Source organism: Phytopseudomonas dryadis (assembly GCF_004327355.1).
GTDB lineage: Bacteria > Pseudomonadota > Gammaproteobacteria > Pseudomonadales > Pseudomonadaceae > Aquipseudomonas > Aquipseudomonas dryadis.
Genome location: NZ_QJUM01000028.1, coordinates 41498 through 64339, shown reverse-complemented (window position 1 = coordinate 64339; position 22842 = coordinate 41498). Strand labels below are relative to the sequence as shown.

The following is a 22842-nucleotide window of genomic DNA, read 5'->3' as shown; positions in this document are numbered from 1 at the left end:
CCGTCTGTCTTCCAGGAACGCCCATGAGCACGCCATCCCTCCCGCATCGCCTGAGCCACGCCATCAACGCCGAAGCGCATGAACTGCGCCCCGCGCTGTCCGGCTTCCTGCTGTTCTTCTGCCTGTTCGCCGGTTACTTCATGCTGCGCCCCATCCGCGAATCCATGGGCATCTCGGCCGGCGTGGAAAACCTGCAATGGCTGTTCACCGCCACCTTCTTCGTCATGCTCGCCGCGGTGCCGCTGTTCGCCTGGCTCAGTTCCCGGGTACCGCGCCTGCACTTCATCGACTGGGTGTACGGCTTCTTCTGCCTGAACCTGCTGCTGTTCGCCGCGCTGTTCCAGGCGCAGGGCGAAAGCCCGTGGCTGGCGCGGGTTTTCTATGTGTGGATATCGGTCTACAACCTGTTCGTCGTCTCGGTCGCCTGGAGCCTGATGGCGGACGTCTTCGACGGCGCCCAGGCCAAGCGCCTGTTCGCCTTCATCGCCGCCGGAGCAAGCGTTGGCGGGCTGCTCGGCCCGGCCCTCAGCGCCCTGCTGGTCGGCCGCCTGGGCGAATCGGGGCTGATGCTGCTGGCCGGGCTGCTGCTCGGCGTCGCCCTGGCCCTCAAATACACGCTGATGCGCTGGCGCGAGGTCGGCGGTGCCGGCCGCCCCGGCGCGGCGCCAGCCGAAAGCACGCGCCGGCCATTGCCCGGCAACCCCTTCAGCGGCATGACCCGGGTGCTGAAATCGCCCTACCTGCTGGGCATCGCCGGCTTCGTCGTGCTGCTGGCCACCGTGACCACCTTTCTCTACTTCGAGCAGGCACGCCTGGTGGCCGAGCTATTTCCGGACAGGCAGGCACAGATCCGCGTGTTCGGCAGCATCGACCTGATCGTCCAGGCCGGCGCCCTGCTCTCGCAGCTGTTCATCACCGGGCGCCTGGCCGAGAAGCTGGGGGTGCGCACGCTGCTGGCGATCGTGCCGCTGCTGATGTGCGTCGGCTTCGTCGGCCTCGCCCTGGCTCCCGGCTTCGCCATGCTCGCGGCGCTGATGATCGTGCGCCGTATCGGCGAATACGCCTTCGTCCGGCCGGGCCGGGAAATGCTCTTCGCCCCGCTCGATGCCGAGAGCAAGTACAAGGCCAAGAACGTCATCGACACCGTGGTCTACCGCGCCGGCGACGCCATCAGCGGCTGGGCCAAGAGCGCGCTGGACATGCTCGGCCAGGGCGCCGGGCTGGTGGCGGTGATCGGCGCGGTCTGCGCCCTGCTCTGGGGCTGCCTGGGCTGGCGACTCGGCCAGCAGGCGGATCGCCAGGCGCGTTCATCGCATCGGCCTGGCCCGGCGATAAGCGAGGGTTGACCCGCAGGAGCGTCGCCCCCGGCGCGATACGAGGGCGGCCATGCCGCAGAAATCGCGGTATGCCCACGATTCGCCGCGAGATCGCGGCTCCTACGCGACGTTGGCGATTCTGCGCGCCTGTTGCTGGTGATGGAGGCCTGCGACCGGCACCGGCAACGGCGCTATGTGCGCCAGCAGACAGACGCCCATGCGGGGGGATTTCACACTGCAGGCCTGCACCCCTCCCCATTACGTCACGCCCGCAGCACCTGCGTGACACGCATCACGGCAACGTTGTCCGCGCTTGACGTTGCACGCCAAGGAAAACATGGACAGGCAATGGCTTCGAGCAATCCAGCGGTTGTGGCGGCCCGCGCCCCGGACATTCGAGTACGAACCCGTGCTGCGCGCGGAACTGTTCAGTGCCGAGCAGATGGCCAGCCACGGCGCGCAGCTCGCCCACCAGCATCGTCTCAGCCCGCACATGACCTCCGACGCCCTGCTCGATCGGCTCGCCGAGAACGCCGAGGTACTGGCCAGCAGTTGCCAGGCCATGACCGTCGCGGCGTTGTCCAACCAGCGCGCCACCCCGGCAGCGGAGTGGCTGCTGGACAATTTCTACCTGGTCGAAGAGCAGATACGCACGGCGCGCCAGCACCTGCCCAAAGGCTATTGCCGCGAACTGCCCGGCCTGGCCAGCGGGCCATCGAGCACGCTGCCGCGGGTCTACGACATCGCCCTGGAAACCATCGCCCACGGCGATGGCCGGGTCGACGGCGACAGCCTGGGCCGCTTCGTCGCCGCCTATCAATCGGCCATGCCGCTGACCCTGGGCGAGCTCTGGGCCATTCCCATCATGTTGCGCCTGGCGCTGATCGAGAACCTGCGCCGCGTGGCGTCGCGGGTGATGGCCAACTGGAACGAGCGCAACCTGGCCAACGACTGGGCGGACCGTCTGACCGCAACCGCCGAGCGCGATGCCAAGAGCGTGGTGCTGCTGGTGGCCGACCTGGCCCGTTCGGCGCCGCCGCTGACCAGCGCCTTCGTCGCCGAGCTGGCGCGGCGCCTGCAGGGCCAGAGTACGGCGCTGATCCTGCCGATGACCTGGATCGAACAGGCGCTGGCCGAGTCCGGCCAGAGCGTCGAGCGCCTGGTGCATCTGGATGCCCAGCTGCAGGCGACCGAGCAGGTGTCGATCAGCAACAGCATCAACAGCCTGCGCCTGCTCGCGGCAACGGACTGGCGCGAGTTCGTCGAGCACATGAGCGGCGTCGAACAGGCCCTGCGCGAGGACCCGGCCGGCGTCTATGCCAGCATGGATTTCGCCACCCGCGACCATTACCGCCACGCCGTGGAACGCCTGGCTCGACGCTGCCCGCATTCCGAGCTGGCGGTCGCCGGCGCGGCCCTCGCCCTGTGCCGCGCGGCGCCGGCCAACAGCCCGCTGCTGAGCCATGTCGGCTTCTACCTGCTGGGGGCCGGCCTGCCGGTACTGGAACTGCAACTGGCGGTACGCCCGTCGCTGGCCACGCGCAGTCGACGCCTGGTGCGCCAGGCGCCGCTGGCCTTCTTCCTGTTCCCGGTGGCCCTGCTCAGCGGCCTGCTGGCCTGGCCATTGCTGGGCATGGCGCGGGCCGATGGCTGGCCGCCGCTGGCCCTGGCGCTGCTCGCCGTGCCGACCCTGTTGATGACCAGCAGCCTGGCCATCGGCCTGGTCAATCGGCTGGTGACCCTCAGCCTCGCCCCGGACATTCTCCCGCGCCTGGACTACAGCACGGGTATCCCGCCCCAGGCGCGAACGCTGGTGGTCGTACCGACGCTGATCGGCCATGCGCAGGATGTCGACGAACTGGTGGAAGGCCTCGAGGTCCGCTTTCTCGCCAACCGTGACGCCAACCTGCACTTCGCCCTGCTGAGCGACTTCCTGGATGCCGCGAGCGAAGTGCAGGACACCGATGCCGCGCTGTTGCAGCAGGCCGCCCGGGCCATCGAGGCGCTGAATCTCAAGTATCCGCAGGGCGAGGCGTCACGCTTCTTCCTGCTGCACCGCCCGCGGCGCTGGAACCCGACCGAACAGCGCTGGATGGGCCATGAGCGCAAGCGCGGCAAGATCGCCGACCTCAACGCCCTGTTGCGCGGGCACGGCCGCGAGCGCTTCTCGCTGATCGTCGGCGATCTCGCCGCGCTGCCGCCGATCACCAACGTGATCACGCTGGATAGCGACACCCAGCTGCCCCGCGACGTGGCGCGCCAGTTCATCGGCGCCATTTCCCATCCGCTGAACCAGGCCCGCTTCGACCCCGCGCAACAGCGCATCATCAGCGGCTATGCGATCCTGCAACCGCGCGTCGGCATCAGCCTGCCCAGCATCGCGCGCTCGGCCTACGCCCAGCTGTTCGGCAGCGACGCCGGGGTCGACCCTTATACCCGCGCGGTGTCCGACGTGTACCAGGACCTGTTCGGCAACGGCTCCTTCATCGGCAAGGGGGTCTATGCGGTGGATGCCTTCGAGCGGGCGCTGCAGGGCTGTTTTCCGGACAATCGCATCCTCAGCCACGACCTGATCGAAGGCTGCTACGCCCGCTCCGGGCTGATCAGCGACGTGCAGCTCTACGAAGAGCATCCGGCGCGCTACAGTGCCGATGCCAAGCGCCGCCACCGCTGGATCCGGGGCGACTGGCAATTGCTGCCCTGGCTGATGCCCTGGACGCCGAAACCCGGCGGCGGCCTGGAGCGCAACCGCCTGACCGCCCTGGCGCGCTGGAAGATCGTCGACAATCTGCGCCGCAGCCTGGAACCGGCCGCGTTCCTGTGCATGCTCCTGTGGGGCTGGTTCGCCAGCGCCCAGGCGCTGCCGTGGAGCCTGGCGGTGTTGCTGCTGATCATGGCCCAGCCGCTGCTCGGCACCCTCCTGGAGCTGCTGCACAAAGCCCATGACATCGCCCTCGGCCAGCACCTCAAGGTCACCCTGCGCGGTGCGGCGCAGCACGTCTGCCGCTCGCTGCTGACCCTGGTGTGGCTGCCCTTCGAAGCCTTCAGCAGCCTGGATGCGATCGGCCGCACCCTGTGGCGCATGACGATCAGCCAGCGCCGGCTGCTGCAATGGAACCCGTCGCGGGAGGTGGAGCGCAGCAGCCGCAACGACCTGCCGGGCCTGTACCGGTTGATGTGGATCGCCCCGCTGCTGGCGCTCGGTGTCGCGGGCCTGCTGCTCGGGCAGCCCACGACCCTGGCGATCGCCGCGCCCTTGCTGCTGGCCTGGCTGCTATCGCCGGCGATCGCCTGGTGGCTGAGCAGACCCTCGACCCCCGCGGCCTTCGCCCCCTCGCCGGAAGAACGGCGTTTTCTGCGGCGCCTGGCGCGCCGCACCTGGGCCTTCTTCGACGATCACCTGGGCCCGGTGGACAACTGGCTGCCGCCCGACAATATCCAGGAGAAGCCCAACGCCGTCACCGCGCACCGCACCTCACCGACCAACATGGGCATGGCACTGCTTTCCCACCTCGCCGCCTACGACTTCGCCTACCTCAGCGGCGGCCGGCTGCTCACGCGGCTCGACCAGGCGCTGAGCAGCATGGCGCGGCTGCCGCGCCATCGCCGGCACTTCTACAACTGGTACGACACGCGGACGCTCGCACCGCTGCCGCCGCACTACGTCTCCACCGTCGACAGCGGCAACCTGGCCGGCCTGCTGCTGACCCTGCGCCCGGGCCTGGACGAATTGCCGGATGCGCCGCTGATCAGCCCGACCTGGCTCGGCGGCCTGGGCGACAGCCTCGAGGTGCTGCACGAGGCCCTGCTGGCCAGCGAGCTGGACAGGCACCTGCTCGACGCACTGTTCGACGAACTGGCGGCAGCGGCAACCCTGGAGAGCGACGGCCTGGCGGCCATCGCCGCCACCCTGGGCCGCCTGGTCGCCTTGCTCGAGGGCCTGGACAGTGCCCTGGCCCAGGCGCCCGAGACGGACTACTGGCGGCGCGCCCTGCTCGAGCACTGCCAGGATTTCAGCGCCGAGCTGGCCTGCCTGAGCCTGCCCGGCGACCCCGTGGTGGCGACCAGTTGGCGGCAGCTGGCGCAGCTCGACGCCAGTCAGTGGCCAGCCGCCGAGCAGGCGCAGGTACGCGCGGTCGTCGGCCATGCCGGCGAACGCATCGCCAGTGCGCTGCGCCTGGCGGATCTGGCGGGCGAGCTGGCCGACATGGATTTCACCTTCCTCTACGACGGGCAACGCGAACTGCTGGCCATCGGTTACAACGCCGACGAGCAGCGCCTGGATAGCGCCTACTACGACCTGCTGGCCTCGGAAGCACGGCTGACCAACTTCGTGGTCATTGCCCAGGGCCAGTTGCCGCAGGAAGGCTGGTTCACCCTCGGCCGGCTGCTCACCAGCAATGGCGGAGTACCGGTGCTGCTGTCCTGGACCGGCTCCATGTTCGAGTACCTGATGCCGATGCTGGTCATGCCCAGTTACGCCGGCACCCTGCTCGACCAGACCTGCCGCGCGGCCGTGGCGCGACAGATCGAATACGGCCAGCAGCTCGGCCTGCCCTGGGGCGTCTCCGAGTCCGCCTACAACACCCTGGATGCGCAACTGAACTATCAGTACCGGGCATTCGGCGTCCCCGGCCTGGGCCTCAAACGCGGCCTGGGCGAAGACCTGGTGATGGCGCCCTATGCCTCGGTGCTGGCCCTGATGGTCGCGCCGGAAGCCGCCTGCAAGAACCTGCAACGCCTGGCCGGTATGGGCATGGCCGGGCGCTACGGCCTGTACGAAGCCATCGACTTCACCAGCGCGCGCCTGCCGCCGGGGCAGAGCGCCGCGGTGATCCCCTCGTTCATGGCCCACCACCAGGGCATGAGCCTGCTGGCCCTGGCCTGCGTGCTGCTGGATCGCCCGATGCAGCGCCGCTTCGAGGCCGATCCGCAATTCCAGGCCACCGCCCTGCTGCTGCAGGAGCGCGTGCCGAAGAGCGCCGCGCAGTACCTGCACACCGCCAATGCCGCACTGGAGGGCACGGTCGCCCGGGTCCACGAAAACAAGCTGCGGGTGTACACCGACCCCGCGCGCCGGCACCCGGCCGTGCAACTGCTGTCCAATGGCCGCTACCACGTGATGGTCAGCAACGCCGGCGGTGGCTACAGCCGCTGCAACGAGATGGCGGTGACCCGTTGGCAGGAGGACATCACCTGCGATAACAGCGGCACCTTCTGCTACCTGCGCGATGTCGACAGCGGCGACTTCTGGTCTTCCGCGCACCAGCCCACGCTGCGGGCCACCGAGGCTTTCGAGGCGATCTTCACTGATGCGCGCGCCGAGTTCCGCGTACGCCAGCACGGCTTCGACGCGCATACCGAGATCGTCGTCTCGCCGGAAGACGACATCGAGCTGCGCCGCCTGCACCTCAGCAACCGCGGCGCACGGCGCCGCACCCTGGAGCTGACCAGCTATGCCGAGGTGGTGCTGGCGCCGGCGCTCAGCGACGCCCTGCACCCGGCGTTCAGCAAGCTGTTCGTGCAAAGCGAGCTGCTGACGCCGCTGCAGGCGATTCTCTGCAGCCGCCGGCCGCGCGCCAGTGAAGAGCGGGTGCCGTGGCTGTGTCACCTGCTGGCGGCGCACGAGGTCGATATCGCGGCGATTTCCTACGAAACCGACCGGGCCCGCTTCATCGGTCGCGGGCGCAACCTGACGCACCCGGCAGCGATGGACGACGAGGCGCTTTCCGGCACGGCCGGCGCGGTGCTCGACCCGATCGTGGCGATCCGCTGCCGGATCGACCTGGAACCCGGGCAGAGCGCGACCATCGACCTGGTGACCGGGGTCAGCGACAGCCGCGAGGGTTGCCTGCAACTGATCAACAAGTACCGCGACCGGCACCTGGCCGACCGCGTCTTCGACCTCGCCTGGACCCACAGCCAGGTACTGTTGCGCCAGCTCAATACCTCCCACGCCGAAGCCCGCCTGTTCGAGCAGATGGCCGCCTCGATCCTCTATGCCAACCCCTCGCTGCGCGCCGCGCCCGGCGTGCTGGCGGCCAACCGGCGCAACCAGAGCGGCCTGTGGGGCCAGGCGATTTCCGGCGACCTGCCCATCGTGCTGGTGCAGATCGGCGCCATGGCCAATATCGACCTGGTGCGGCAACTGGTACAGGCCCATGCCTACTGGCGGCACAAGGGCCTGAGCGTGGACCTGGTGATCTGGAACGAAGACCGGGCCGGCTACCGACAAGACCTGCAGGACGTGATCATGGGCCTGGTCACCTCGGGCAGCGGCGCCCATCTGCTGGACAGGCCCGGCGGTATCTTCGTGCGCCCGGCCCAGCAGCTCTCCAGCGAGGATCGCGTCCTGATGCTGGCCGTGGCGCATCTGCTGCTCAGCGATGAACGGGGCAGCCTGGCCGAACAGATCCACCGGCGCCGGGCCGAGCCGGCCCTGCCCGCCTTCGACGCGCAGCTGATGCCCGAACCGGTGCTGGCCGAAGTCGTCCCCCTGAACGATCCGTCGCTGATCCTGGGCAACCCCCACGGTGGTTTCAGCGCCGATGGCCAGGAATACGTCATCCACCTCAGCGCCGGCCAGCCCACCCCGGCGCCCTGGGTCAACGTGCTGGCCAATGCGCATTTCGGCAGCGTGGTCTCGGAAAGCGGCGGTGCCTATACCTGGCATGAAAATGCCCACGAATTCCGCCTCACGCCCTGGCGCAACGACCCGGTCAGCGACCCCAGCGAAGAAGCGCTCTACCTGCGCGACGAAGACAGCGGGCACTACTGGTCGCCGACGCCGCTGCCGCGCCCCGGAAAGGGCCGCTACGTGACCCGCCACGGCTTCGGCTACAGCGTCTTCGAACACGAGGAAGACGGCATCCGCAGCGAACTCTGGGTCTACGTGGCGCTGCAGGAGCCGGTCAAATTCTCGCACCTGAAGCTGCACAACCGCTCCGGCCGCCCGCGGCGTCTGTCGGTGACCGGCTATGTCGCCTGGGTGCTGGGCGACCTGCGGGAAAAATCGGCCCGCCACGTGGTCAGCGAGGCCGACCCCAACAGTGGCGCGCTGCTCGCGCGCAATGCCTATTCCATCGAGTTTCCCGGGCGGGTGGCGTTCTTCGATGTCGATGCGCCGCAGCGCAGCAGCACCGCCGAGCGCAGCGAGTTCATCGGCCGCAACGGCAACCTGAGCGCGCCCGCGGCCATGGCCCAGGCGCAGCTGTCCGGGCGCAGCGGCGCCGGGCTCGATCCCTGCGCGGCGCTGCGGGTCGAGCTGCAACTGGCCCACGGCGAAAGCCGCAGCGTGATCTTCCGCCTGGGCGCCGAACAGGACGCCCAGGCCGCCTCGCGTCTGCTGCAGCGTATGCGCGGCACGACCTCGGCAGAGACCGAACTGGAACGGGTACGCGCGCACTGGCGCTCGACCCTGGGCGCGGTACGCATCGAAACCCCCGAGCCCGCCGTCGATGTACTGGTCAACGGCTGGCTGATGTACCAGGTGATCGCCTGCCGCTTCTGGGCACGCAGCGGTTACTACCAGTCCGGCGGCGCCTTCGGCTTTCGCGACCAGTTGCAGGACAGCATGGCCATGCTGCATGCCGATCCGGCGGCGGTGCGCCGGCATTTGCTGTTATGCGCCGCGCACCAGTTCGTCGAAGGCGACGTGCAGCACTGGTGGCACCCACCGCTGGACCGCGGCGTGCGCACCGGCTGTTCCGACGACTACCTGTGGCTGGCGCTGGCGACCAGCCGCTACGTGCAGGTGACCGGCGACCAGAGCGTGCTCGGCGAAGCGGTGGGCTACCTCGAAGGCCGCGAGCTGAATCCTGGCGAGGAGTCCTACTACGACCTGCCCAGCCAATCGGCCCTGCGCGAAAGCCTGTACCAGCACTGCGTGCGCGCCATCGAGCGCAGCCTGGCGCGCGGCGTGCACGGCCTGCCGCTGATGGGCCATGGCGACTGGAACGACGGCATGAACCGCGTCGGCGAACAGGGCCGGGGCGAAAGCGTCTGGCTCGGTTTCTTCGGCTACGACGTGCTGCGTCGCTTCGCCGACACCGCCCTGGGCAACGGCGACGCGGTGTTCGCCCGGCGCTGCACGGAGCAGGCCGAGGCCTTGCGCCTGAGCCTGGACGCCCACGCCTGGGACGGCGCCTGGTACCGCCGTGCCTACTTCGACGACGGCACGCCGCTGGGCTCGACCGACAATGACGAATGCCGCATCGACTCCATCGCCCAGAGCTGGTCGGTGCTGTCGGGCGCGGCGCCCGACGCGCGCAGGCGCAGCGCCATGGACTCGCTCGAACAGCACCTGCTGCGCCGCGATATCGGCCTGGTGCAACTGCTCGCGCCGCCGTTCGACCGCGGCGCGCTGGAACCCGGCTACATCAAGGGCTATGTGCCCGGCGTGCGCGAGAACGGTGGCCAGTACACCCATGCGGCCGTGTGGGCGGGCATGGCGTTCGCCGCCCTCGGCGAGCGCGAACGGGCCTGGGAACTGCTGCGCCTGATCAACCCGGTCAGCCATGGCGACAGCGCCGCGGCCATCGCCACCTACAAGGTCGAACCTTATGTGCTGGCCGCCGACGTCTATGGCATGCCGCCCCATGAGGGGCGTGGCGGCTGGAGCTGGTACACCGGCTCGGCCGGCTGGATGTACCGCCTGATCGTCGAATCGCTGCTCGGCGTGCAGCGCGACGGCACCCGGTTGCGCCTCCAGCCGCTGTTGCCGGCGCACTGGCCCGGTTTCACCCTGCACTACCGCCATGGCGCGACGCCTTACCGCATCAACGTGCGCGCCGCCGACGCCGCCGAGCCGACCCTGCACCTGGACGGCATCCGCCAGCCCGGCGACAGCATCGCCCTGCTCGACGACGGGCGCGAGCACCGGGTCGACATCCTCTGGCCGCACAAGGAGGGCGCAGCACAAGCTGTCATGCCTGGCAATCGGCTCCTGCCTACACCCGAATAGAAGCCATGAGCAGCCCCCCGGGTAGCCCGGGTCGAGCGCAGCGATACCCGGGAGCCGTGGCCGCGGTATGGCTGCGGTCCTGGGTTACGCCTGCGGCCAACCCAGGCTACGGGGAGGTCTTGGCCATGAGGGCTATGGGCACTGCCGGGCGCCCGCCTTCGAGTCTCGCCATGGGCGGCGTTGCTACAAGGGTTCCCTGGCTGAAGTCGGCCAACATGGTCTTCGAAAGACGGCTATCGGGTAACAACAGCCATAAAGCCGCAAAGAGCGCAGAAGGCTGGACGAGAACAACAACGCCGCCTTTCGTCCAGCCTCAAGCCTCCAGCGCTCTTCTCGAGCCACCAACATGTTGAAAGGCATGGTCCTAAGGGGTCTGGCGCACCGACGGGCGCAGCCGAAGCTGTCATGCTCGGCGCTCGGCCTCTGCATACCTCGGAGCAGAGACCATGAGCCCCGGCCGGGCTGATCAAGTCCGGGCTGGGCACCGCACAACCTGACAGACAATCCCGGAGGCTTGACATGCTCGACTCCTACTTCGTCGTTTCGCGCAGCTCGGGCAACATCATCCGCGTCATCCAGCGCAGCGCCACCCCCGAAGACTCGGCCACCGTCACCAACGTCTATGCTTCACTGAGTCACGTCGAGCGTTATGAACAGTTGTTCGCCGCCGGCCAGGACCTGATCGACGTCGACAGCGTGTTGCACAGCTAGGGGCTGCTGGCGGTTCAGCACGAGCCCGGCGGGCTATGTACGCTAGCGAACGGAACCCGGTTTTTCCCAGATGTATGCTGGCCGTTTGCCAATCCACCACAGAAGGGACGCCATGCTCGACGACTGCATGCCACAGCAGAACCACTTGCTGGCGGCTCTATCCGGCGAAGTCCAGCAGCGCCTGTTCTGCCATCTCGAACATGTCGCCCTGCCCCTCGGTCAGGTGCTCTACGAATCCGGCGAGACCATGCGTCATGTGTACTTCCCCACCGACTCGATCATCTCCTTGCTCAACGTGATGGAAAGCGGCGCCTCGGCGGAGATTTCCGTGGTCGGCAACGAAGGGCTGGTGGGCGTTTCCCTGTTCATGGGTGGAGAAAGCACGCCGAGCCGGGCCGTGGTGCAGAGCGGTGGCCATGCCTACCGCCTGCAGGGGCAGCGCCTGAAGGATGAATTCAATCGCCATGGCGAGCTGTTGGTGCTGATGCTGCGTTACACCCAGGCCCTGATCACGCAGATGGCGCAGACCGCCGTGTGCAACCGCCACCACTCGATCGACCAGCAGCTGTGCCGCTGGCTGCTGCTGTCCCTGGACCGCCTGCCCGGCAACCAGTTGACCATGACCCAGGAACTGATCGCCAATATGCTCGGGGTACGCCGCGAGGGCGTGACCGAGGCCGCCGGCAAGCTGCAGCGCCAGGGGGTGATCGAGTACAGCCGGGGGCATATCACCGTGCTCGACCGCCCGCGGCTCGAACAGCTGAGTTGCGAGTGCTACGCCGTGGTGAAAAAGGAAAGCGACCGCCTGCTGTCCTACATGTCGCCCCGCCCCCCGCACTGATCGGAGGCCAGGGTGGTAGCCGGGGCAATCGTAATGGGGATGGCAGCCATAGGGCGCAAGCGGACGGCCGATAGGAGCGCCAGAGGCTGGAGGCTGAACGACAAGCAAACCCCATGGGCTCTTTCGTCCAGCTTTCCAGCCTCAAGCGTTTTTTATCGAAGGCCGAAGGCCGCTTGCGCCTTTGAGCGACCACTCAACCCGTTCGCTCGGATACGGCATTTGATCGCTGATGTGGCGCCAGCCGGCACTGCATATGGGTGGTCTGCCACAACGGATCGGCCTCCACGTCGACGATGGCGAAGCCCTGCTTCTCCCAGAAGCGGATGGCGCCGGGCAGAAAGGGATGGGTATGCAGGTACAGCACCTGCACCCCGGCGTTCGCCGCGTGGCGGCGCAGCCTGGCATACAACGCGCCGGCCAGGCCCGAGCGGCGAAAATCCGCGGCCACGAACAGGCGCACGATCTCCACCACCCGGCTGCCGGCGTAGTCGAGCTGGCGGAAGCGCTGGTCGTAGGGCAGATAGCCGATGGCGGCGACGATCTCGCCGGCACAGCGGGCCAGCCAGAAGCGTCCATCACGGCCGTTCAGGTACACCTCGTCGAAGCGCTGCAGATCCGCCGGCAGCGTGCCGCCATCGAGCCAGGGAAAGAGCTCGGCCCGGGCGCGCATGGCGAAGTCGATCGCCTCGGCGACGTCCTCCGGCCCGGCCTCGGCGATATGCAAGGCTGGCTGGCTCATGCCGCGGCGCCGCCCGAGCCCCCGGAAATCACCACACGTCGCTTCATGCCCGAACCTTCCTCCCTATCAGCGCAACGTCCGCTGCGCAGCGCCCTGCCCGTGCCATAGCCGCTCGAGGCACCGACTCGGCCGCCGAGCCAAAGTGCCCGCAACATAGCCCGCCGCGCGCGACCACGCAACCTGGCGAGCGACGCACTTGCGCCGGTGCCGCATCGGCCCCCGGCCAGGGCATCGGCCCTGCCAGCCAACCCCGGCCGTGCCGTTGCCGGCAGGCGGATCAGGCGGGCGCGGTGCCATTGAGATAGTGATCGCCGAGCTGCCGGCGCTGATGCTGCAAGGGCGTCTCCCGCGCCGCCGGCGACGGACGGGGCAGCGACTGGCCGAGCAACTCGACCTGCAGCTCGCTGGCCAGCCGCGCCGCCTCGGCGGCCGCCAGGCGCGCCTCGACAGCGGCCGCGGACGAACGCCCGGCGCGCGCCAGCAAGGCATCGGCGGCATCGATGCGGATCTGCAGGCGACCGACGCTGGCGATTGCCAGGGCATCTTCGCCAAGGGCCTCGGCCCTGAGCTGCTCGACCAGCGCAGCGAGTGCGTCACGGGCGAACAGCAGGTCGCCCAGGGTATGCGAATCGGACATGGTTCTTTCCTCAGTTCCAGGCATGACGGGGCGGCTTGACGCCGTTGAGGCGCTGGTTGCCGACCAGGTGGTACTTCCAGCGCACCGGATCGTGCAGGGTGTGGGTACGGGCATTGCGCCAGAAGCGATCCAGCCCCCGGCTGGCGGAGACCGAACGGGTACCGCCCAGCTCGAACAGGGTGCTGGAGGCGGCCAGGGCGATCTCGGTGGACAGCACCTTGGCCTGGCCGACCACCCGCGAAGCCTCGGCCACGCTGTCCTCGCTCGGCTCGGCCAGGGCGCGATCCACCGCCGCGGCGGACTGCTGCAGGATCGCCTCGGCGGCGCTCAGGCGCCACGCCAGGTCGCCGATGAGCGCCAGGCTCAAGGGGTCCTGCCAGCCGTGCTGCAAGCCGCTGTCGACCCAGGGCCGGGCCTGCCTGGCCACGTTCAGCAACTCGGCGAAGGCGCCCCGGGCGATGCCGGTATCCACCGCGGCCTGGATGATCTGCGACACCGGGCCATCGGCGCTGGGCTGGTCGTAGGCCTTCCACGCCGGGATCACATCGCTGCGGGGCACGCGCACCTTGTCGAGCAGCACCTGGCCGCTGGCGGTGATGCGCTGGCCGAAGCCGTCCCAGCTGTCGATCACGCTCAGCCCCTGGGCATCCCGGGGCAGCAAGGCGATGAACGGCCGGTTCTCCTCATCCACGCCGACCGCCGGCACGATATGGGCGAACAGCGCGCCGGTGCAGTAGGCCTTCTCGCCCTCGATCACCACGCTGTCGCCGTCGAAACGCACCCGCGTCTCGAACGCGGTGACGTTCTTGCTCCCGGCCTCGGAGAAGGCATTGCCGAAGCGGTAGCCCTGCAGCACCTTGGCGAAGAAGCGCTGCTTCTGCTCTTCGCTGGCGGTCAGCAGCAGGTTGTTGATCACCCCGAAATGGTTCTGCGGCAACTGGCCGAGCGAGGCGTCGGCCGCCGAAATCAGGGCGATCACCTCGACCAGGGTGGCCTGGGACACGCCGGCGCCACCGTAGGCCTTGGGCACGGTGATCGCCCACAGGCCGCTCTGCGAGAAGCGGTCGAGCTCCTCCCAGGGCAAGCGTCGCTCACGGTCACGCTCGACCGCCTCGATGGCGAACTCGTCGGCCAGGCGCCGGGCCACCTCTATGGCTTCGGCGTCGCTGGCGATGATATGGGCCGCCCGCGGCGGCGCCGAGCGGGCCTGGGTGGGCACAGGGGAAACGGCGGTATCGGGCATGCTGCTGGCTCCTTGCAGATCAGGTCTGCCAGTGCTGTTGCACGGCCCGTACCAACCCTGAACGCCCTTTGCATTCATAGGGTTAGCTGAAAACCACAAGGCCACGCCCTGTTCCCTGCGAACAATCTGTGGAAGCGCTGTTGGCTGACCAACAGTGCTTTGCCCGATAGTCAGGCAGGAGAATCGACGCTCATTTCGCCGCCGATCCCCCCAGTCGCACGGCGACAACCATGACCCACAGGGAAATAACGCGTTTTTCATCCACCGGGTAGCCCGGGTCGAGCGCAGCGACACCCGGGAGAGGGGTGCCCTGGGTATCGCTTCGCTCAACCCAGGCTACGGACTGTTCGTCGCCGAGCCTCCCGGTCGTACGGTGACAGCCATGCCCCATAGGGAAATAACGCGGCTTTCATCCACCGGTAGCCCGGGTCGAGCGCAGCGACACCCGGGAGAGGGGTGCCCTGGGTATCGCTTCGCTCAACCCAGGCTACGGACTCTTCGTTGCCGGGCCTCCCGGCCGTACGGTGACAGCCATGCCCCATAGGGAAATAACGCGGCTTTCATCCACCGGTAGCCCGGGTCGAGCGCAGCGACACCCGGGAGAGAGTGCCCTGGGTATCGCTTCGCTCAACCCAGGCTACGGACTCTTCGTCACCGATCCCCCCAGTCGTACGGTGACAACCATGACCCACAGGGAAATAACGCGGCTTTCATCCACCGGTAGCCCGGGTCGAGCGCAGCGACACCCGGGAGAGGGTGCCCTGGGTATCGCTTCGCTCAACCCAGGCTACGGACTCTTCGTCACCGATCCCCCCAGTCGTACGGTGACAGCCATGCCCCATAGGGAAATAACGCGGCTTTCATCCACCGGTAGCCCGGGTCGAGCGCAGCGACACCCGGGAGAGGGGTGCCCTGGGTATCGCTTCGCTCAACCCAGGCACGGACTGTTCGTTGCCGGGCCTCTCGGCCGCACGCTGACAGCCATGCCCCACAGGGAAATGACACGTTTTCATCCACCGGGTAGCCCGGGTCGAGCGCAGCGACACCCGGGAGAGGGGTGCCCTGGGTATCGCTTCGCTCAACCCAGGCTACGGACTGGCAGTCAACCGGCCTTGCCACCCAGGTAGAAATGCTGGATATCGTCGCGGCTGGCCAGCTCGGCGGCACCGCCCTCGCCCACCACGCGACCGTTCTCCAGGATGTAGGCGTAGCTGGCATGGCGCAGGGCGACGTTGATGTTCTGCTCGGCGACCAGGAAGCTGACGCCCTCGCGGGCGTTGAGCTGGGCGACGATGTCGAAGATCTCCTCGACGATGATCGGCGCCAGGCCCATCGACGGCTCGTCGAGCAGCACCAGGCTGGGCTTGGTCATCAGGGCGCGGCCGATGGCGAGCATCTGCTGCTCGCCGCCGGAGGTCAGCCCGGCCTGGGTCTTGCGCTTGGTCTTCAGGCGCGGGAACCAGGCGTAGATGCGCTCCAGATCCTGCTCCAGCTCGCGCCGCGTCGGGCGGCGCAGGAAGCCGCCACTGCGCAGGTTGTCTTCGATGCTCAGGTGGGCGAACACGTGCCGTCCCTCCAGCACGTGGACGATGCCCTGGCGGGCCAGCACATTGGCCGCCACGGCGACGGTGTCCTGGCCACGCAAGCGGATGCTGCCGCGGCTGACCCTGGCACGATCGGCCTGGACCAGCCCGGAAATCGCCTTGAGCGTGGTGCTCTTGCCCGCGCCATTGGCCCCGAGCAAGGCGACGATGCCGCCCTGCTCGACCCGCAGCGAGACACCCGCCAGGGCGAGGATGGCGCCGTCGTAGATCACTTCGATGTCGTCGACGACGAGCAGCGTGCTCGGCTCGACGGCAGCCCGGCTCGTAGCGTTCATTGCCTCATCCCCCTCGGGCGCCAGCGCGCCTGGTTGTGCTGCCGTCACTGCTCCGCGCTGCAATCGCGCGGGGTTACCTTCTTCTCTGCCGCGTACTCGGCGGCCTTGGCGTCGATCAGCGGACGCAGGGTCTGGCGGTCGGCCTGCACCCAGTCGGTCAGCAGCTTCCATTGCTTGCCGTCCCACTGCTGCACCTTGGCCGCGCCGCCACCTTCGTGGTCGTTGCACGACAGCTTGAGCGGCTGCATCAGGCCGAGGAAACCGATCTCCTTGAGCCGCGCATCGTCGAGATCGAGGTGTTCCAGTCCCCAGCGGCCTTCCTCGCCATTGAGCGGGCGCTTGCCGAACTTGCCCTGCCCGGCACGGATGGCCTCCACGGCGATGGCGGCATTCACCAGGCCGGAGTTGTAGTACACGCTGCCGAAGCTCTTCGGATCCTTGAGATCGCTCTTGCCCTTGTCGAGGATGTGCTCCTTGATCCGCTGGTGGATGTCGAACGTCGCCCCGCCCGGGTACGGGGTCAGCGCCAGGTAGCCCTTGCCCGCGTCACCGGCGGGCAGCACGTCCTCGTCGGAGCTGGCCCAGATGTCGCCGACGATGCGCTCGACCGGGAAGCCGAAGCGCGCCGCGGTCTTGATCGCCACCGGCGTGGACACGCCCCAGGTGCGCAGGAACACCCAGTCCGGCTTGAGCTGGCGCACCTGGCGCCACTGCGACGCCTGCTCGTTGCCCGGATCGGCCACCGGGATCTGGATGTTCTCGAACCCGTACTTTTCCGCCAGCAGCTTGAGTGGCCCCTGGGTTTCCCGACCATAGGCGGAATCGTGGTAGACGGTGGCGATCTTCTTGCCCTTGAGCTTGTCCAGCCCGCCCTCGCGCTCGGCGACGTAGTTGATGAACGCCGAGGCCTCGCTGTAGAAGGTCAGCATCACCGGGAAGTTGTAGGGGAACACGCTGCCATCGGTGGCTTCGGTACGGCCGTAACCCAGGGTGATCAGCGGAATCCTGTCGGCTTCGGCCTTGTCCGCCAGGGCATAGGCAGCCGGTGCGCCGTTGGGCTGGTAGACCGCCACCGGCGCGCCGTTGAGGCCGTTCTTGAAGCGCTCGTAGCACTCGATGCCCTTCTCCGCCGTCCATTCGGTCTCGCACTCCTGCCAGACCAGCTTGACGCCATTGATCCCGCCTTCCACCTCGTTGATGTAACGCAGGTAGTCGATCATCCCGGCCCAGACCGGGATGCCGCTGGAGGCATAGGCGCCGACCCGGTAGGTGGCCAGCGGGAAGAACTGCTCATCGGGCGCGGCCTGCACGGGCACCGCCAGATGGACGCCGAGAACGAGCAAGGCCGAAGCCAGGGTACGCTGCAAGGAATGTTGCATGGGATTCACTTCCGTGGACGAAATGGGGGTTCGCCCTGTCCCGTTTTCGGGTCGAGGGAGTCGGTTGTCGGGATCACTGTTCGCTGCCGCAGTCGCGCGGGGTGATGCCCTTCTCCCGGGCATAGGCGGCGGACTTGGCTTCGATCAGCGGGCGCAGGGTGTCGCGGTCGGCCTGCAGCCAGTCGGTCACCAGCACCCACTGCTCGCCGTCCCACTGCTGCACCCGCGCCGAACCGCCACCTTCGTGGTCGGAGCAGGACAGCTTCAGCGGCGGCAGCAGGCCCTCGAAGCCGATGGCTTGCAGGCGTGCGGCGTCGATATCCAGGTGCTCGAAGGCCCAGCGCCCTTCCTCGCCGTTGAGCGGGCGGTTGCCGAACTTCTTCTGCCCGGTGCGCAGCGCCTCCACGGCAATGGCGGCGTTGATCAGGCCGATGTTGTAGTACACCTTGCCGAAGTAGCGCTGATCCTTGAGATCGCTCTTGCCGGCATCGAGGATGTGCTGCCTGAGGCGCTTGTGGATCTCGAAGCCGTCGCCACCGGGGAAAGGCGCCAGGGCCTGATAACCCTTGGCGGCCGGTCCGGCAGGAATGACGTCGGCCTCGGAGCCGGCCCAGACGTCGCCGATGATGCGCTCGACCGGGATGCCGAAGCGCGCGGCGGTCTTGATCCCTACCGGGGTGGACACGCCCCAGGTACGCAGGAACACCCAGTCCGGCTTGATCTGCCGCACCTGGCGCCATTGCCCGGACTGCTCGTTGCCCGGGTCGGCCACCGGAATCTGGATGTTCTCGAAACCGTACTTCTCGGCCAGCAGCTGCATCGGCGCCTGGGTTTCCCGGCCGTAGGCGGAATCGTGATAGACGGTGACGATCTTCTTGCCCTTGAGCTTGTCCAGCCCGCCCTCGCGTTCGGCGATGTGGTTGATGCCGACCGAGGCCTGGCCGTAGTAATTGAGCAGCAGCGGGAAGGCATAGGGGAACACACTGCCGTCAGTGGATTCGGTACGACCACCGCCGCCGTCGATCAGCGGAATGCGGTCAGCCGCGGCCTTTTCCATCAGGGCGTATGAACCGGGCGTGCTGTGGGTGAAGAAGAACGCCGTTGGCGCACCATCGAGGCCACCCTTGTAACGCTCGTAGCACTCGACGATCCGATCCACGTTCCACTCGGTCTCGCACTCCTGCCAGACCAGCTTGACCCCGTTGACCCCGCCTTCGACCTCGTTGATGTAGCGGAAGTAGTCGATCTCGCCGGCCCACCAGGGGATGCCGCTGGAGGCGTAGGCGCCGACCCGGTAGGTGGCCATGGGAATGAACTGTTCGTCAGCGGCGGCCTGGGCCAGGGTCGGCAGCAGGGCCTGCGCAGCCAGGACGAAGGCCGCGCCCAGCAGCGTGCGGTGCAGGGGTTTACGCATGGTGCTCACTTTTCTCGGGGGTGGTGGGTCAGAAGCGCAACGGCCAGTTCCTGAGCCGCTCGCCGAGGTTGCCGAGCAGGCGCACCAGGCCCTCCGGCTCCTTGATCAGGAACCAGATGATCAGCGTGCCGAAGAGGATCTTCTGCAGGTTCTGCAACTGCCCGGCATCGACGTTGCCGGCGAACAGCCACTGCCCGGCGTGGCTGAGCAGGATCGGCGTCAGGCTGATGAAGGCCGCACCGATGAAGTTGCCGGCGATGCTGCCCATGCTGCCGATGATGATGATGAACAGCAGCTGGAACGAGCGGTTGATATCGAAGCTGCCGGCACTGGCGGTGCCCAGGTAGGCGAAGGCCCACAAGGCGCCGGCGATGCCCAGGTAGAAGGAGCTGACGGCGAAGGCCAGGCGCTTGTAGCGGTTCACCGGAATACCGATCACCGAAGCGGCGGTGTCCATGTCGCGGATGGCCATCCAGTTGCGCCCCACCTGGCTGCGCACCAGGTTCACCGCCACCCAGGTCAGCAACACCACGCAGCTCAGGGTCAGCAGGTAGCGGCCGACCGGCGAGGCCAGGCTGTAGCCGAACAGTTCCAGGCGCGGCGCACTGATGGTGCCCGAGGAGGCGTAGTTGTAGAACCAGGGAAACTTGGCGAACACCCATTCGAGGAAGAACTGCGCGGCGAGCGTGGTGACCATCAGGTAGAAGCCCTTGATCCGCGAACTGGGAATGCCGAACACCAGCCCCACCGCCCCGGCGATCAGGCCGCCGCCGAGCAGCGCCAGGGGCAACGGCAGACCCGGCACGCGCAACAGCAGGCCATAGGTGGCGAAGGCGCCCACGGCCATGAAGCCGGCGGCGCCGACCGAGGTCTGCCCGGTGTAGCCGGTCAGCAGGTTCAGGCCCAGGCCGGCCAGCGACAGCACCAGGAAGGGAATCAGGATCGCGTTGAGCCAGTAGTCGCTGCCGGTCAGCGGCACGCCGACGAAGGCCAGCGCCAGCAGTGCCGTCAGGGCCAGCGGCCAGCGCCGCCGGGTCAGCGCCAGCGGCGCATGGTCATAGGTCGCGGCAAGGGGTGAAGTGGACAGGCTCATGGCGTCAGACTCGTTCGATGGCGCGGTCGCCGAACAGGCCGGCCGGACGGATGTAGAGGAAGACCAGGGCGAGGAAGTAGGCGAACCAGGGCGTGATGCCGCCGCCGATCAGCGGGCCGATGTAGGCCTCGGCGAGGTTCTCCGCGGCGCCGACGATCAGCCCGCCGACGATGGCCCCGCCGATCGAGGTGAAGCCGCCGATGATCAGCACCGGCAAGGCCTTGAGCACCACCAGCGAGAGCGAGAACTGCACGCCCTGGCGCGCGCCCCAGAGCAGCCCGGCGACCAGCCCGACCACCCCGGCCACGGCCCAGACGATCTGCCAGATGCGGTTCAGGTCGATGCCCACCGACAGCGCCGCCCGGGTGTCGTCGGCCACCGCGCGCAGGGCGATGCCGATGCGGGTCTTGTTGAACAGCAGGGCCAGCAGCGCCACCAGCACCGCGGCCACGCCCGCGGCGACCAGGTCGAACTGGCTGATCATGATCTCGCCGACGAACAGCGGGATGTCCTCGATGCCCAGGTCCAGCGCCCGCACCTGGGCGCCCATCAGCCCCTGGGCCAGGCCCTCGATGATGAACGACAGGCCGAGGGTGGCCATGAACAGGGTGATCTGCGAACGGTTGACCAGCGGCCGCAGCACCAGGCGCTCGATCAGCAGCGCGCCGACGATCATCACCAGCACGGTCAGCGCCAGCGCCACGGCGAAGGGCAGGCCCTGCTCGTGCAGGCTGACGAAGGTCAGCGCGGCGAACAGCAGCATGGCGCCCTGGGCGAAGTTGAACACGCCGCTGGCCTTGTAGATCAGCACGAAACCGATCGCCACCAGCGAGTACATGGTGCCGGCGAGCAGCCCGCCGATCAGGGTTTCCAGAAAGAAGTTCATCAGTGCACCGTTCCCAGGTAGGCCGCGATCACGTCCGGGTTGGCCTGCACCTCGGCCGGCGTGCCATCGCCGACCTTGCGCCCGTAGTCCAGCACCACCACGTGGGCGGACAGCCCCATGACCACCTTGATGTCGTGCTCGATGAGAATCACCGTGGTGCCCAGATCGCGATTGATGTCGGCGATGAAACGGCTCATCTCCTGCTTCTCCTCGGCGTTCATGCCGGCCATGGGTTCGTCGAGCAGCAGCAGCGTCGGCTCGGCGATCAACGCCCGGCCCAGCTCCACGCGCTTCTGCAGGCCATAGGCCAGGCCGCCCACGGCTACATCTCGCCAGGGTTGCAGTTCGAGGAATTCGAGGATGCTTTCCGCCCGCTCGCCGAACTCGCGGGCTTCGCGCCGGGCCCGGGGCAGCGCCAGGGCCTGTTCGAGGAACAGGGTGCGCTGGAAGCGCGACAGGCCGGTCAGCAGGTTGTCGCGCACGCTCATCTTCTTGAACAGCGCGTTGTTCTGGAAGGTACGGCCGATGCCCAGGCGGGCGGCGCCCAGCGGCTGGATCCGGCCCAGGCGCTCGGCGTTGAACAGCAACTCCCCCGAGTCGGCGCGGTAGACCCCGTTGAGGATGTTCAGCAGCGAACTCTTGCCGGCGCCATTGGGCCCGATCAGCGCGCAGATCTCGCCGCGGCGCACGGCGAACGACAGGTCGGAAATCGCCTTCACGCCCTGGAACGACAACGAGATGTTGCGCACTTCGAGAATGGCCGAGGCATCGCTCATGCGGCGTGCTCCAGGTATTCGCGGATCCAGATCGGCGCCGTGGCAGGCGTGGTGCTCGGTGCGGCGCCCTGGACGATGCGCTGCAGGCGCTGGAAGCCGAGCAAGCGCCGTACCCGCGCCTTGATCCAGCGCCGCACGCCACGCCCGGGGGCGCGCTGCGTCCAGTCGCACAGGCGCCGCCGCCAACTGCCCGCGGGCGCCAGGCGCGCCTCGATCTCCGCGGCCAGCCGTTGCAGGCGTGGCGGCGACAACAGCAGGGTCACCGGGGCGATCTCGCGGCGATCGCGGGCCGCCGACTCGCTGCTTTCCGGAAAGGCGAGCCCCTGGCCGCCCTCCAGCCAGTGCTGCAGCAGCACGCGCAGACCGTCCGCCCATTCGCTGCCCTCGTCGCACCAGGATGCCGGTTCGCGGTAGGCCTGACGCCAGCCCTGGCTGTCCGTCGAGGGCTGGCCCTCGATCAGCGCCGACAGCGGCACGGTCCGCCAGCGCCCCTGTGTGGCCGCGATCGGCTGGGCGCAGAACAGCGTCAGCGGCCGGCTGTCGTCGGTGGCGATGGCCAGCCAGGCGGCGGCCTGTTCGCGGCGCTGGACGAAGGCGAAGTCCGCCCTGCCCGCCAGCACCTGGCGGCGCAACGCCTCGCCCTGGCTGTAGCGGGAAATCGACTGGGTATGGCCGCCCAGCTGCTTGGCCGCCAGGGCGAGCAGCAACAGGGTCGGCTCGTAGGCGCCGCTGACCGCCAGCCGCGAGCCGGCGCCGAAGCCCTGCTGGCGCAGCGCCGCGGCCTTGCGTTCGACCTCGCGCAGCACATCGATCCAGCGCCAGGCCTTCCAGATGCCACGGCGGCGGTGACGCAGGGCGATCTCCAGCGGCCGCTGCGCGGCCCAGCGCCGCACATGCCCCAGGGCCTCGTCGGGCACCTGATCGGGCGGGGCGATGTTCAGTTCATGGATGCTCATGGCCACTCCC

General features: G+C 68.2%; 14 protein-coding genes. 4 read left to right on the top strand and 10 right to left on the bottom strand.

What is annotated here, in order from left to right; all coding sequences use genetic code 11:
- The first annotated feature begins 23 nt into the window (after positions 1-23).
- The 4 genes from DNK34_RS20450 (at position 24) to DNK34_RS20435 (ending at position 11830) form a co-directional block, all read left to right on the top strand.
- Positions 24-1346: an NTP/NDP exchange transporter gene (locus tag DNK34_RS20450; RefSeq protein ID WP_131177096.1), complete on the top strand. Its 1323-nt coding sequence runs from the start codon at positions 24-26 to the stop codon at positions 1344-1346.
- 307 nt (positions 1347-1653) lie between these two features.
- The gene (locus DNK34_RS20445; protein WP_131177095.1) at positions 1654-10278 is read left to right on the top strand and encodes a glycoside hydrolase family 94 protein; all 8625 of its coding nucleotides are present in this window, start codon (positions 1654-1656) and stop codon (positions 10276-10278) included.
- Positions 10279-10797: 519 nt separating this feature from the next.
- On the top strand, positions 10798-10989 hold the full coding sequence (locus DNK34_RS20440; protein ID WP_131177094.1) for a hypothetical protein: 192 nt from the start codon (positions 10798-10800) through the stop codon (positions 10987-10989).
- A gap of 112 nt (positions 10990-11101) precedes the next feature.
- Positions 11102-11830 (top strand): Crp/Fnr family transcriptional regulator, encoded by a 729-nt coding sequence (locus tag DNK34_RS20435; RefSeq protein ID WP_131177093.1) that lies wholly within the window; start codon positions 11102-11104, stop codon positions 11828-11830.
- 193 nt (positions 11831-12023) lie between these two features.
- Here DNK34_RS20435 and DNK34_RS20430 read toward each other — a convergent pair whose 3' ends face one another.
- From DNK34_RS20430 to DNK34_RS20385, 10 genes are all read right to left on the bottom strand, one after another.
- Positions 12024-12569: a GNAT family N-acetyltransferase gene (locus DNK34_RS20430; RefSeq protein ID WP_131177092.1), complete on the bottom strand. Its 546-nt coding sequence runs from the start codon at positions 12567-12569 to the stop codon at positions 12024-12026.
- 277 nt (positions 12570-12846) lie between these two features.
- Entirely contained in the window at positions 12847-13206 is a 360-nt protein-coding gene (locus DNK34_RS20425) for a hypothetical protein (RefSeq protein ID WP_131177091.1), read from the bottom strand.
- A 10-nt stretch (positions 13207-13216) separates the two neighbouring features.
- Positions 13217-14449 (bottom strand): SfnB family sulfur acquisition oxidoreductase, encoded by a 1233-nt coding sequence (locus tag DNK34_RS20420; RefSeq protein ID WP_131177090.1) that lies wholly within the window; start codon positions 14447-14449, stop codon positions 13217-13219.
- A gap of 1102 nt (positions 14450-15551) precedes the next feature.
- Positions 15552-16328, bottom strand: a complete 777-nt coding sequence (locus DNK34_RS20415; protein ID WP_131177089.1) for an ABC transporter ATP-binding protein — start codon at positions 16326-16328, stop codon at positions 15552-15554.
- A 44-nt stretch (positions 16329-16372) separates the two neighbouring features.
- Positions 16373-17707, bottom strand: coding sequence for an ABC transporter substrate-binding protein (locus tag DNK34_RS20410; RefSeq protein ID WP_131177088.1), 1335 nt, complete (start codon positions 17705-17707; stop codon positions 16373-16375).
- A 73-nt stretch (positions 17708-17780) separates the two neighbouring features.
- Positions 17781-19121 carry an ABC transporter substrate-binding protein gene (locus DNK34_RS20405; protein WP_131177087.1) on the bottom strand — a complete coding sequence of 447 codons (1341 nt, stop codon included), beginning with the start codon at positions 19119-19121 and terminating at the stop codon, positions 17781-17783.
- A gap of 28 nt (positions 19122-19149) precedes the next feature.
- Entirely contained in the window at positions 19150-20214 is a 1065-nt protein-coding gene (locus DNK34_RS20400; RefSeq protein ID WP_131177086.1) for a branched-chain amino acid ABC transporter permease, read from the bottom strand.
- Between the two features lie 4 nt (positions 20215-20218).
- Positions 20219-21100: a branched-chain amino acid ABC transporter permease gene (locus DNK34_RS20395; protein WP_131177085.1), complete on the bottom strand. Its 882-nt coding sequence runs from the start codon at positions 21098-21100 to the stop codon at positions 20219-20221.
- Positions 21100-21876 (bottom strand): ABC transporter ATP-binding protein, encoded by a 777-nt coding sequence (locus DNK34_RS20390; protein WP_131177084.1) that lies wholly within the window; start codon positions 21874-21876, stop codon positions 21100-21102. Before DNK34_RS20390 ends, DNK34_RS20395 begins: the two co-directional genes overlap by 1 nt.
- Complete coding sequence (locus tag DNK34_RS20385) at positions 21873-22832, bottom strand: AMP-binding protein (protein ID WP_131177083.1); 960 nt, start codon at positions 22830-22832, stop codon at positions 21873-21875. Before DNK34_RS20385 ends, DNK34_RS20390 begins: the two co-directional genes overlap by 4 nt.
- Between the last annotated feature and the right edge of the window lie 10 nt (positions 22833-22842).

Coding starts and splice junctions, on each gene's coding strand:
- DNK34_RS20450 (WP_131177096.1), top strand. CDS start 24: ATGAGCACGCCATCCCTCCCGCATCGCCTGAGCCACGCCATCAACGCC.
- DNK34_RS20445 (WP_131177095.1), top strand. CDS start 1,654: ATGGACAGGCAATGGCTTCGAGCAATCCAGCGGTTGTGGCGGCCCGCG.
- DNK34_RS20440 (WP_131177094.1), top strand. CDS start 10,798: ATGCTCGACTCCTACTTCGTCGTTTCGCGCAGCTCGGGCAACATCATC.
- DNK34_RS20435 (WP_131177093.1), top strand. CDS start 11,102: ATGCTCGACGACTGCATGCCACAGCAGAACCACTTGCTGGCGGCTCTA.
- DNK34_RS20430 (WP_131177092.1), bottom strand. CDS start 12,569: ATGAGCCAGCCAGCCTTGCATATCGCCGAGGCCGGGCCGGAGGACGTC.
- DNK34_RS20425 (WP_131177091.1), bottom strand. CDS start 13,206: ATGTCCGATTCGCATACCCTGGGCGACCTGCTGTTCGCCCGTGACGCA.
- DNK34_RS20420 (WP_131177090.1), bottom strand. CDS start 14,449: ATGCCCGATACCGCCGTTTCCCCTGTGCCCACCCAGGCCCGCTCGGCG.
- DNK34_RS20415 (WP_131177089.1), bottom strand. CDS start 16,328: ATGAACGCTACGAGCCGGGCTGCCGTCGAGCCGAGCACGCTGCTCGTC.
- DNK34_RS20410 (WP_131177088.1), bottom strand. CDS start 17,707: ATGCAACATTCCTTGCAGCGTACCCTGGCTTCGGCCTTGCTCGTTCTC.
- DNK34_RS20405 (WP_131177087.1), bottom strand. CDS start 19,121: ATGCGTAAACCCCTGCACCGCACGCTGCTGGGCGCGGCCTTCGTCCTG.
- DNK34_RS20400 (WP_131177086.1), bottom strand. CDS start 20,214: ATGAGCCTGTCCACTTCACCCCTTGCCGCGACCTATGACCATGCGCCG.
- DNK34_RS20395 (WP_131177085.1), bottom strand. CDS start 21,100: ATGAACTTCTTTCTGGAAACCCTGATCGGCGGGCTGCTCGCCGGCACC.
- DNK34_RS20390 (WP_131177084.1), bottom strand. CDS start 21,876: ATGAGCGATGCCTCGGCCATTCTCGAAGTGCGCAACATCTCGTTGTCG.
- DNK34_RS20385 (WP_131177083.1), bottom strand. CDS start 22,832: ATGAGCATCCATGAACTGAACATCGCCCCGCCCGATCAGGTGCCCGAC.